Here is an 11666-nt window from a genome sequence, read left to right as displayed (position 1 = left end):
TAATGAATACGAATCACTTAGTTACAGCTTTACTTTTAGGAACAGGATTGTTGCTGCAGTCATGCGGCAATAAAGAGGCTGGCAAGCAAGGTGCAGCAGCACATATGCAAGCCGCAGCCGTTCCTGTAACCACGGCCCAAGTTGGGCAAGAAGTGGTGACAGGCATCCGCGCCTATCCGGCCAATGTTGTTCCCTTGCAAGAAACCGAAATCCGTGCTGAAGTAACCGGATATATTACCAATATTTATGTTGCCGATGGTGCCTATGTGAGCAAAGGTCAACGCTTGTACGAGATCGATCGCGTACGTTATTCTGCTGCAGTAGACCAAGCACGTGCAAATCTGGAAATTGCACGTGCGAATTTGGCCCGCGTAGAGAAAGACTTACAACGCTATCAGAAATTAGCCGATCAAGACGCGATTGCGAAACAAACCTTAGATTATGCGTTCACCGATGTAAACAATCAGAAAGCACAGGTTCAAGCAGCAGAAGCAGCCTTAACGACGGCAAGAACAAACTTGAACAGAGCCGTTATTGTTGCTCCGTTTGCCGGAAACATCGGTATTTCACAAGTGCGTACAGGAGCCTTAGTGAGCGCAGGTTCTACCCTATTGAACACGGTATCTTCCACCAACCCTATTGCGGTTGAATTCCAGATCAATGAAAAAGAAATCGGCGAATTCAGCAACCTGCAAACCGGTAAATCATCCACAGAAATTAACCTGACCTTGCCAGATGGGAGCACCTATGGTAGCTTAGGCCGTATTTCGACCATGGACCGTGCTGTAGACCCACAAACAGGAACCTTGAAGGTGCGTGCCTCCTTTGATAACCCGGCTAACACCTTACGTGCAGGCTTAAACTTAACCTTAAACGTGAAAAGCACCACCGCGCACGAAGAAATGGTGATTCCTTACCGTGCGATTTTCGAACAATTAGGAACCTTCTCGGTATACACCGTGAACGATAGCAGTACCGTGGATTTGAAACAGGTGAAACTGGGTCAGAAATTGGGTGATAAAGTAGTGGTAACCCAAGGCCTACAAGCAGGCGAGCGTATTGTTGTAGACGGCGTTGCAGCCTTGAAACAAGGTGCCAAAATCGTTGAAAATAACGCCGCAGCTAATCCGGCAAATAATCCACAGAAAAAATAATAATTGCGAGATCCTCATTTATTCCATAGCTAATGATTTCAGAAGTATTTATAAAACGACCGGTAACCGCGATGGTCATCTCCATATTGATTACGATCATTGGAGCGATTTCCATCACGACCTTACCTATTAGTCAGTACCCCAATATTGCGCCACCTACGGTATCGGTAATGGCCAATTATACCGGGGCCGATGCGCAAACCGTAGAAAAAACAGTAACCACCCCGATTGAGAGTCAGATTAACGGTACCCCGGGGATGATTTATATGAGTTCAAACAGTACCTCCGACGGGGGATCGCGGATTACCGTGACCTTTGAAGTAGGTACCGATATTGATATTGCCACCCTGGATGTGCAAAACCGCGTGAGTATTGCGGAGCCTGTGCTTCCGGAAGCGGTACGCCGTTTAGGGGTAACCACCAGGAAGGTGAACACGGATATCTTAATGATGATTTCCCTGACCTCACCTGACGGTTCCCGGGATGCCAACTTCTTGGCCAACTACGTGAACTTATACCTGAAAGACGCCTTATTGCGTGTGAAAGGTGTGGGTGATGTGCAGGCCTTCGGGCAGCCCTTCGCCATGCGTGTATGGTTAGATGCCAATAAGTTGACCAACGTAGGCTTAACGCCAGCCGATGTGAGCCAAGCCATTAACGAGCAGAACTCCCGTATGGCCGGTGGTTCCGTAGGTGCACGTCCGCAGGAAAATGCGCAGGTATTTGAATACCCGATTATCTTAGACTCCGACTTGGAAGAGGTGGAAGACTTTGAAAATATTGTGGTAAAAACCAATACCGATGGTTCCATCTTATTGTTAAAAGATGTGGCCCGCGTAGAGTTGGGACAATTCAACTACGGTATTACTACCAAAGTAAACGGACAGGTAACTTCAGGGATGATGATATCGCAGACTCCAGGTGGAAATGCGGTGGAAACAGCCGAAGGTATCTATGCTGCCTTGGAACAATTGAAGAAATCTTTCCCTAAAGGGGTAGATTATGTGGTTGCTTACGAAACCGTATCGGTGGTGAATGCTTCCATTTCTTCGGTAATCCATACGCTTATAGAGGCTCTAATTTTGGTAACTTTGGTGGTGTTCTTCTTCTTACAGAGCTGGAGAGCAACCTTGATTCCTTTATTAGCGATTCCGGTTTCCATTGTCGGTACGTTCATTTTCTTTACCCTCTTTGGTTTCTCGATCAATAACTTAACGATGCTGGCCTTCGTGCTGGCCATCGGTATTGTGGTGGATGATGCCATTGTGGTGGTGGAGGCCGTGCAGCATTACATCGACCATTATAAGATGGATGCCAAGGAAGCAACACGCCTGGCCATGAAAGATATTACGGCGCCGGTTATTGCGATTGCCTTAATCTTGGCGGCGGTATTCGTTCCGGTAGGCTTTATTCCAGGTATGGTGGGGCAATTGTATCAGCAATTTGCGATTACCATTGCGGTATCCGTTATGCTATCGGCTTTTATTGCCCTTTCCTTAACGCCAGCCCTTTGTTCTTTGATGTTGAAACCTTCGGAAATTCATAAAAACTCCAGAGGCTTAAATAAATTTTTCTACTTCTTTAACGTATGGTTCGATAAGGTGACCTACCGGTATTCTAACGGGGTTAAAAAAGCGATTAAAGCGGCGCCATTGGCCCTGATTATCTTGGTTTGTATTTTCGTAGGAACTGGTTTGATGTTTAACAGCAAGAAAACCGGGTTTATTCCGACCGAGGATGCGGGTATCTTCTTTATGGGTGTAAACTTACCGGAAGGTGCTTCCAGTGCGCGTACGGAAGAAGTGCTGATGGAACTGTCGGAAGACTTACGCAAGACTTTCCCAGAAATTCAATATGTGACGGCCATTAACGGGATGAACTTATTGAACCGTTCAGCAAAACCTAACGGGGCTTCACTCTTTGTTTCCCTATATCCTTGGGATCAGCGCTCGAAAACAGCAAGCGATATTACAGGTGCCATTATGGGTAAATACCGAGGCTATACCAAAGCGAACGTTATTGCGGCAACACCGCCACCAATTCCAGGTTTAGGATCATCGGGTGGTTTCACCATGGAAATCCAGGATAACCAAACGGTAGATATCAAGCAGTTTGAAGGCATGATCGGCAAGTTCTTGATGGCGGCCAATCAGCGTCCGGAAATCGGCATGGCCTATACCCTATTCAACAGTAATTCACCGAACTACAAATTAAATGTAGACCGTGAAATGGCTAAACGCATGGGGGTACCTTTGAATAATATCTACAGTACGATTTCAGCCTATATGGGTTCCAGCTATGTGAACGACTTTACCAAATACGGCCGTAACTTCCGTGTGGTGACCCAGGCAGATACCTCCTACCGGATGCATATTGAAGACTTGAACAAACTCTATGTGAAGAATGTGAAAGGACAACCGGTGCCGGTTAGTAATTTGATTAAATACGATTTGATTACCAACCCATCGATTATCAACCACTTTAACATCTTCCGTGCGATTCAGATTTCAGGTGAAGCGGCGCCAGGTTATTCTTCGGGTGATGCCATTGCGGCATTGGAAGAAGTGGCTGCGCAGACCCTGACTGATGGCTACTCGTACGAGTTCTCCGGTCTATCTTTACAAGAAAAACAATCGGGCAGTAAAACCATTCAGATCTTTGCGCTCTGTATCTTGTTCGTGTTCTTACTCCTCGCTTCCTTATATGAAAGCTGGTCGGTTCCATTCTCAATTCTATTATCAGTACCATTAGGGGTATTCGGGGCGATCTTGGCCTTAACCTTAATCCCGGCCTTGGATAATAACATCTATGCGCAGATTGGTTTGGTAACTATTATTGGTTTGGCGGCGAAGAATGCGATTTTGATTGTGGAATTTGCCAAAGAACGGGTGGATATCGGGATGAACCTTTTGGATGCGACCATCGATGCAGTTAAACTGCGTCTGCGTCCGATTATCATGACATCCCTAGCCTTTATCTTAGGTATTATTCCATTGATGCTTTCCACCGGTGCGGGTGCTATCTCCCGTCAAACCATCGGTTGGACGGTATTCGGCGGGATGACCGCAGCAACCTTCTTAGCAATCTTTATCGTTCCGGTGCTATTCGTGGTGATTACCCGATTGGCCTACGGAAAGAAAAAACTAGCGGAGTTGGAAGCAAATTTCGACGAAGAGAAAAAGAAAAACCTAAGTGCCCATTAAGGGATTTAGGTTTATATAACAAGAAAAGGCTATCCGATGGGATAGCCTTTTCTTATGATGTGGGTTTTTTATTTTAACATTAAACCGACCGCAAGCTGAATACTCTGGTGATTCATGCGTTCGTGAAAGGCACCATAATTGAGCTGCTGATAGGCATAACTTGCAGAGACGGTGAAGTTACTGCGTTTCATATTATCATGTAAATAGAAGAAGCCTATTTTAGCCAAAGGCCCTTTATCATAAACGGCCCCTAGCTTCACCGAATAACCGGCGTTGGCCAGTGCCCCGATGCGGGATGCGGCGCCGAAATCAGCAAAAGGCAATCGGGCATCGATAAATATAGGGAACAAGTTTCGATCATAGCCATAGGTTCTTGCTTCCGCCTCGGCGCTTGCTGCCTTACTATAGTCGCCACGTAGGGTTTCATTGCCAAGTCCGAAGCCTAGGAAAGCCTTCTCATCAAAATTACGTCCAAAAATAAAATGTAGGGTATAGCCATTGAAGGTGCCGTCATTGCCGGGGTTAAGGACGCCTAATTGCCCACCACCTTGAAGCAGGGTGTAATAGGACTGTTGCGCTTGTGCCGAAGGCGTATAACAAAATGGAAGCAACAAGAGCGGTAAAAATCGTTTGAACATGTGTGCTTAGTTTAGAATTTTATAGATGAGCTCGCTCATTAAATCGCCCGCGCTGGTGAGCTGGCCAACATTCATCCCTTTGGATTTTAAATCATATTCCTTGATCAGGTGAATGATTTCGAAGGTTTTGCGGCGGTTGAAGTTCCGGGCTGCAAATTCATATTCTTTCACAAAGAAAGGATGTACCCCTAATGCTTTTGCTGCCACCGCAGAGGCCTTATCGGGCAGGTAATGATACTTGAGTATTTTGGTGAAGTAGGTACCTAAAGAACCGATGACCACGGGAATAGGGTTCGACTTGGGATTCGCGGCGAAGTAATTGACGATTTGAAAGGCTTTGACGGCATTTCGTTTTGACAGGGCCGTATTTAATTCGAAGACGTTAAAATCTTTGGAGATCCCGATGTTACGTTCTATTTCTGCGGGGCCTATTTCCTGGCTGGCCGCCACATTAAGCAGCAGCTTTTCAATTTCATTGGCCACTTTAGAAAGGTCGGTTCCTAAGTAATCCGCCATCATGGCTGCGGCTTGCGGGTGGATCTTTCTACCTGCCGCCGAAAGCTGCTCATTGATCCAGCCGGCCACCTTATCTTCGTATAATTTACTGGATTCTAAAACGATGCCTACCTTATCCATGGCTTTATAGGATTTCTTCCGTTTATCAAATTTGCCATATTTATGGGCGAAGACAAGCACGGTAGATGGTGTTGGCTGTTCCAGGTATTTTAACAAAAGTTCATCGTCTTTCCATTTTAGGTTCTGTGCCTCTTTGACGATAATCACCTGATGATCACTTAGCATCGGATAGCGCTTGGCCATGCTGATGAGGGTGGAAAAATCGGTTTCTTTGCCATAGACAATAGATTGGTCGAAGCCTTTTTGGGCTTCTTCCAAGACCTGGCTTTCAATCGCATTGGCGATCAGATCGATAAAATAAGGCTCTTCCCCATGTAAGAGGTATACAGGACTGAGCTTTTTCTTTTTAATATCTGCTAAAATAGAAGAGGTATTCATGCCCTACGAAAATACAAAAAATACGCAGGAAACGCTTGCTGCGCCGGGGGATATATTTTAGCGATTCCAATTGCGGTTGGCGCGTTGCCAATGGGGATAATTTTTCGTATTTTTGTAAATGTTTAGGCCAGTCCCATTAAACTTACCTCCCTATCCGGCGAAGATCAGTAAAAAACAAGACCAGTATTTTATTTTTGATGTCTTGCGGAAGAAGAATTTGTTACTTACTCCGGAGGAGTGGGTTCGGCAACATTGGGTTCAGTATTTACATCAGGAGAAAAAATACCCCTTAGCATTAATGAAAATCGAGGGCGGCTTAATTCTCAATTCCCTGCAAAAACGTAGCGATTTATTAATTTATAACACCGATGGCGAGCGTATTCTTTTGGCAGAATTTAAAGCACCGACTGTCAAAATTACCGAAAAAACCTTCCATCAGATTGCCAATTACAACAGTATTTACAAAATTCCGCTACTTTTAGTCAGTAATGGAATTGAGCACCATTATTGTAAGATAGATTTCGATAGCGGTAGTTATCAGTTTTTGGAGGATTTACCAACATTCCAACGCTAGCTATCGGAGATTTTAAAATTAGTATTATATTAGTAAGTCAAATTAGAGGAAATACAACATGGATATCAATAAAGACGAATTTAGAAAGTACGCAATTAAGCACCATAGAATCGGTAGCCAACATGTAGACGGTTATATTTCTCGCCTACAACAACAAGTACCTGCCAACCTAACCCCTTATATTATTGAGGAGCGTCAGTTAAATGTAGCACAAATGGACGTTTTTTCTCGTTTGATGATGGACCGCATTATCTTTTTAGGAGATGCCATCAATGACCAGGTTGCCAATATCGTACAAGCTCAGTTGCTGTTCTTACAGTCTACCGATGCCCAACGCGATATTCAAATCTACATTAACTCACCAGGTGGTAGTGTATATGCCGGTTTAGGTATTTATGATACCATGCAGTACATTTCACCCGATGTAGCGACCATTTGTACAGGTATCGCTGCTTCCATGGGTGCTGTATTATTGGTTGCCGGCGCTAAAGGAAAGCGTGCAGCCTTGAGACACTCCCGCGTCATGATTCACCAGCCTTCAGGCGGTGCACAAGGGGTGGCTTCTGACATGGAGATCAACCTACGTGAAATGTTGAAATTGAAAGAAGAATTATACACGATTATTGCTGAGCACTCTGGCCAATCTTACGAATGGGTAGAAAAATCATCGGATCGTGATTACTGGATGCGTGCCTTAGAAGCCAAAGAATTTGGTATGATTGATGAGGTATTGCTTCCCAAGAAGGAAAATAAATAAAGAAAATGAGTAAATCGAACAGTAGAGACATCCATTGCTCTTTTTGTGGCATCAGTAAGAATGAAGCCCAAATGCTTATTGCAGGCGATGGTGCCCATATCTGCGACAGATGTGTTCAACAAGCTGGAGAGATCTTGGCCGAGGAGCTGAAGCAACGCAAGAATAAATCGCTGCAAACAGCCTTGAAATTAATTCGCCCGAAAGAGATCAAAGAACATTTAGACCAATATGTTATCGGTCAGGATGACGCTAAGAAAGTAATTTCTGTGGCGGTTTACAATCACTACAAGCGTTTAAACCAACGCGTTGACAATGATGAAACGGAGATTGAGAAATCGAACTTAATTATTGTTGGCGAAACGGGAACCGGTAAAACCTTATTGGCAAAAACGGTTGCCAAGATTTTAAATGTTCCTTTTTGTATTGTAGATGCAACGGTGTTGACAGAAGCAGGTTATGTGGGGGAAGATGTGGAGAGTATTTTAACCCGCTTATTGCAAGCTGCAGACTATGATGTTGCCGCAGCCGAGCGTGGCATTATCTACATCGATGAGATTGATAAGATTGCCCGCAAAAGCGATAACCCATCCATTACCAGAGATGTTTCTGGCGAAGGGGTGCAGCAGGCCTTATTGAAGATTTTAGAAGGAACGAACGTCAATGTTCCGCCGCAAGGTGGCCGGAAGCACCCGGATCAGAAGATGATCTCGGTGAACACCAGCAACATCTTATTTATCTGTGGTGGTGCATTCGATGGTATCCAGAAGAAAATCGCCAACCGCTTGCGGACACAGACTGTGGGCTACAAAATGTCGGATGAGGAACAAGAGATCGATTTAAACAACCTGTATAAGTATATTACGCCGCAGGATTTGAAAAACTTCGGATTGATTCCGGAATTGATCGGTCGTTTACCTGTGCTGACGCATTTGAACCCATTGGATAAAGAGACCTTATTAAGTATATTGACCGAGCCTAAGAACGCCTTGGTGAAGCAATATAAAAAGTTATTTGAATATGAAGGTGTAAACCTGAAGTTTGACAAAGCCGTCTATGAGTTTATTGTAGACAAGGCTTGGGAATTTAAATTAGGTGCTCGTGGCTTGCGAAGTATCTGCGAGGCGATCATGCTGGACGCCATGTTCGAGATACCAAGCAGCAAAGAGCAAAGCAACGACAAGGATCTGCAGATTACGTTGGACTATGCGAAGAACAAATTCGCAAAGACCGACTTTAAGAAGCTCCAAGTTGCCTAAGCTATTGACCCTCGCCTTGCCGCGAGGGTTTTTTATATCTATACATTTTTAAGAAAGGAGAATTTATGTCGAAAAAGAAAGTTGAAGAAGTAAACTCGCCTGTAAAAGCAGGCTTGAAAACCAAAGAAGAGATTGTGAATAATTGGTTGCCGCGCTATACTGGCCGACCATTAGTTGAATTTGGCGAATACATCCTCCTGACGAACTTCTCGAACTATGTAAAGCTGTTTTCGCAGATGCATGGCGATGCGCCGATTCTTGGCGAGGACAAGCCCATGCAAAGCTGTACAGCCGAAGGCATCACCATCATTAACTTTGGGATGGGAAGCCCGATGGCAGCCACCATTATGGATTTACTATCGGCCATTGGCCCAAAAGCCGTGATGTTCTTGGGAAAAACTGGAGGCTTGAAAAAGAAAATCGGTGTTGGCGAATTGATCCTTCCCATTGCAGCGATTCGCGGTGAAGGGACTTCCAACGATTACTTCCCAAGCGAAGTACCATCCTTACCGGCCTTTGCCTTGCAGAAAGCCATCTCGACCACCATCCGTGATCATTCCAGAGATTACTGGACCGGTACGGTGTATACCACCAACCGACGCGTATGGGAGCATGATAAGGACTTCAAGAAATACCTGAAGAGCATTCGTGCCATGGCCGTTGATATGGAAACTGCCACCATCTTCAGCGTAGGCTTTGCCAATAAAATCCCAACCGGCGCCTTATTATTGGTATCGGATCAGCCGATGATTCCGGAAGGCGTGAAAACAGAAATATCGGATGTATCGGTTACCAAATCTTATGTGGAGCAGCATTTGAAAATTGGAATCGATGCGCTTAAACAACTTATTAACAATGGCCTGACGGTGAAACATTTGAAGTTCTAAAATTTGGCTACCTTTGTAGCTCCAAAAAGGAAAGCAAATATTTTCACCTATGTGGTATAACAACATCTTAGAAACCATTGGAAACACGCCCTTGGTTAAATTAAACCAAGTGACAAAACATATTAAAGGGACCATCCTGGCCAAGATAGAGACGACCAACCCCGGTAACTCGATTAAGGATCGGATGGCCTTAAAGATGATTGAGGACGCCGAACAGGCGGGCCTCTTGAAACCTGGAGGAACCATTATTGAAGGCACCTCGGGAAATACAGGCATGGGGCTGGCCATGGCTGCCGTAGTGAAAGGCTACAGATGTATATTCACCACCACCGATAAACAATCCAAAGAGAAAATAGATGCCCTGCGTGCCTTTGGCGCGGAAGTAATCGTATGTCCGACAAACGTGGATCCGGAAGATCCCCGCTCCTACTATTCCGTATCCAGCCGTCTGGAGAAAGAAGTGCCAAACGCCTGGAAGGCCAATCAATACGACAACTTATCGAACAGTAAAGCACATTACGAACAGACGGGTCCGGAGATTTGGAAACAGACCGAAGGAAAGATTACCCACTTGGTTGTTGGTGTAGGTACTGGTGGTACTATTTCTGGAACAGCACGCTATCTACGCGAGCAGAATCCGAACATTAAAGTATGGGGCATCGATACGTTTGGCTCCGTATTTAAAAAATATAAAGAAACAGGCATCTTCGATAAAAACGAGATCTATCCTTACATCACCGAAGGCATTGGCGAGGATTTCCTACCTGAGAATGTGGACTTCAGTGTTATTGACCTCTTTGAAAAAGTAACCGATAAGGACGCCGCGTTAATGACGCGTGAACTGGCGCGTAAGGAAGGTATATTTGCGGGCAACTCGGCAGGTGCTGCAGTGGCAGGCCTGTTACAATTAGCCGACAGCCTGAACGAGGATGATGTGGTCGTCGTGATCTTCCACGATCATGGATCCCGCTATATGGGTAAAATGTATAATGAAGATTGGCTTCGTGAGCGTGGCTTCTTGAAAGATGAGAAATTAACCGCCAAATCTATTTTGAAGAAACGTGGACATCAGGAAATCGTAACGGCCGATGTAAACCAATCGGTAATGGAGACCTTTAACATCATGAAGTCCTTGAACATTTCCCAAATCCCTTTAACCCAACAAGGTATGGTGATTGGCAAAGTGACCGAAGCGGATATCTTGACTGCCTTATTGGAAAATCCGGCGTTAAAATCGGCCGAAGTGCAGAGCATTGCCTCCAAACCTTTCCCGTTTGTGGATTTAAACACCTCCATTGAAAAGATCTCCAGGTTGATCGATAAAGATACCCAGGCCGTTCTGGTAGAGGATGAGTTTGGGAAATTCAATATCATTACCCAATACGATATTATCTCAGCGATTTCAGAAATATAGTTTTTTCAATTTTTTGGCTATATTTAATAATATCTGCCAAAAAGAATGGAAAGAAATAGCAACCTAAAACGTCTAGAATACTGGATAAAAGCCCGTATTGGTAAAATATCGTTTATCGATATCGAAGAGAAACACGAAAAGAAATGGTATGGCAACGGCTATGGTGGCTTCTATATTGACCCTACCCTCGTACCTGAGGATGCCATTGTCTATTCTTTCGGAATTGGCGAAGACATCTCCTTCGACCTGGATATCATCGCGAAACATGGCAGTCAGGTCTTTGGATTTGACCCTACCCCGAAGTCTATCGATTACATCAGTAAGCAGGATATTCCCGCGGGGTTCCATTTCCATCCCTTTGGCATTGGCGAACAAACCGGTACAGTAACTTTTAACCTGCCCAAGAATAAGGACCATGTGTCGGGTAGTGTATATGAGCATAAATTGGTGGATGAGCATAATGCTGTAGAGGTGCTTTTAAAAGACTTTAAGGACATCACTACGGAATTAGGGCATACACACATCGATGTGTTAAAGATGGATATTGAGGGCTCTGAATACGCTGTAATTGAAGGCATTCTAAACTCAGGTGTTAGTATAAAACAAATACTGATTGAAACGCATGAACGCTTCTTTCCGGATGGTAAAGCGAAAGGCGATAAATTCTTTAAAGCCTTGTATCAACATGGTTATCGGATTTTTGCTATTTCAGATACCTATCAAGAGATTTCGCTGGTGAAATCAGCCTAATAAAAAAGCTAGCCTGAGG

Annotated in this window: 10 protein-coding genes; 8 read left to right on the top strand and 2 right to left on the bottom strand. The window is 44.6% G+C overall.

The features are described 5' to 3' along the window. Positions 1–2 precede the first annotated feature (2 nt). Both GQF63_RS18260 and GQF63_RS18255 read left to right on the top strand, forming a co-directional pair. Positions 3–1154 (top strand): efflux RND transporter periplasmic adaptor subunit, encoded by a 1152-nt coding sequence (locus GQF63_RS18260; protein ID WP_160370692.1) that lies wholly within the window; start codon positions 3–5, stop codon positions 1152–1154. Positions 1155–1186: 32 nt separating this feature from the next. Further along, positions 1187–4357: an efflux RND transporter permease subunit gene (locus GQF63_RS18255; protein WP_160370691.1), complete on the top strand. Its 3171-nt coding sequence runs from the start codon at positions 1187–1189 to the stop codon at positions 4355–4357. A 68-nt stretch (positions 4358–4425) separates the two neighbouring features. Here GQF63_RS18255 and GQF63_RS18250 read toward each other — a convergent pair whose 3' ends face one another. Beyond that, on the bottom strand, positions 4426–4995 hold the full coding sequence (locus GQF63_RS18250; RefSeq protein WP_160370690.1) for a hypothetical protein: 570 nt from the start codon (positions 4993–4995) through the stop codon (positions 4426–4428). 6 nt (positions 4996–5001) lie between these two features. Beyond that, positions 5002–6009, bottom strand: coding sequence for a DNA polymerase III subunit delta (gene holA / locus GQF63_RS18245; RefSeq protein ID WP_160370689.1), 1008 nt, complete (start codon positions 6007–6009; stop codon positions 5002–5004). Positions 6010–6127: 118 nt separating this feature from the next. Between holA and GQF63_RS18240 the strand changes: the two genes are divergently transcribed. The 6 genes from GQF63_RS18240 to GQF63_RS18215 all read left to right on the top strand — a co-directional run bounded on the left by GQF63_RS18240 (position 6128) and on the right by GQF63_RS18215 (position 11647). Then, positions 6128–6583, top strand: coding sequence for a type I restriction enzyme HsdR N-terminal domain-containing protein (locus GQF63_RS18240; protein ID WP_160370688.1), 456 nt, complete (start codon positions 6128–6130; stop codon positions 6581–6583). A gap of 58 nt (positions 6584–6641) precedes the next feature. Then, positions 6642–7340, top strand: a complete 699-nt coding sequence (gene clpP / locus GQF63_RS18235; RefSeq protein WP_160370687.1) for an ATP-dependent Clp endopeptidase proteolytic subunit ClpP — start codon at positions 6642–6644, stop codon at positions 7338–7340. Between the two features lie 5 nt (positions 7341–7345). Then, a complete protein-coding gene (gene clpX, locus GQF63_RS18230) occupies positions 7346–8596 on the top strand; it encodes an ATP-dependent Clp protease ATP-binding subunit ClpX (protein WP_160370686.1) in 1251 nt (416 codons plus the stop codon). Between the two features lie 65 nt (positions 8597–8661). Continuing rightward, positions 8662–9483: an AMP nucleosidase gene (locus GQF63_RS18225; protein WP_160370685.1), complete on the top strand. Its 822-nt coding sequence runs from the start codon at positions 8662–8664 to the stop codon at positions 9481–9483. A 49-nt stretch (positions 9484–9532) separates the two neighbouring features. Beyond that, entirely contained in the window at positions 9533–10897 is a 1365-nt protein-coding gene (locus GQF63_RS18220; RefSeq protein ID WP_160370684.1) for a pyridoxal-phosphate dependent enzyme, read from the top strand. A 45-nt stretch (positions 10898–10942) separates the two neighbouring features. After that, positions 10943–11647 carry an FkbM family methyltransferase gene (locus GQF63_RS18215; RefSeq protein WP_160370683.1) on the top strand — a complete coding sequence of 235 codons (705 nt, stop codon included), beginning with the start codon at positions 10943–10945 and terminating at the stop codon, positions 11645–11647. Positions 11648–11666: the final 19 nt, after the last annotated feature.

Origin of the sequence: Sphingobacterium humi (assembly GCF_009768885.1) — a bacterium.
Lineage (GTDB): Bacteria > Bacteroidota > Bacteroidia > Sphingobacteriales > Sphingobacteriaceae > Sphingobacterium > Sphingobacterium humi.
This window is presented reverse-complemented; position numbering and strand designations above follow the sequence as displayed.

What these genes read in the sequence shown, in the direction of transcription:
- GQF63_RS18220 (WP_160370684.1), top strand. Translation starts at nt 9,533, where the DNA reads ATGTGGTATAACAACATCTTAGAAACCATTGGAAACACGCCCTTGGTT.
- clpP (WP_160370687.1), top strand. Translation starts at nt 6,642, where the DNA reads ATGGATATCAATAAAGACGAATTTAGAAAGTACGCAATTAAGCACCAT.
- GQF63_RS18250 (WP_160370690.1), bottom strand. Translation starts at nt 4,995, where the DNA reads ATGTTCAAACGATTTTTACCGCTCTTGTTGCTTCCATTTTGTTATACG.
- GQF63_RS18240 (WP_160370688.1), top strand. Translation starts at nt 6,128, where the DNA reads ATGTTTAGGCCAGTCCCATTAAACTTACCTCCCTATCCGGCGAAGATC.
- holA (WP_160370689.1), bottom strand. Translation starts at nt 6,009, where the DNA reads ATGAATACCTCTTCTATTTTAGCAGATATTAAAAAGAAAAAGCTCAGT.
- clpX (WP_160370686.1), top strand. Translation starts at nt 7,346, where the DNA reads ATGAGTAAATCGAACAGTAGAGACATCCATTGCTCTTTTTGTGGCATC.
- GQF63_RS18225 (WP_160370685.1), top strand. Translation starts at nt 8,662, where the DNA reads ATGTCGAAAAAGAAAGTTGAAGAAGTAAACTCGCCTGTAAAAGCAGGC.
- GQF63_RS18255 (WP_160370691.1), top strand. Translation starts at nt 1,187, where the DNA reads ATGATTTCAGAAGTATTTATAAAACGACCGGTAACCGCGATGGTCATC.
- GQF63_RS18215 (WP_160370683.1), top strand. Translation starts at nt 10,943, where the DNA reads ATGGAAAGAAATAGCAACCTAAAACGTCTAGAATACTGGATAAAAGCC.
- GQF63_RS18260 (WP_160370692.1), top strand. Translation starts at nt 3, where the DNA reads ATGAATACGAATCACTTAGTTACAGCTTTACTTTTAGGAACAGGATTG.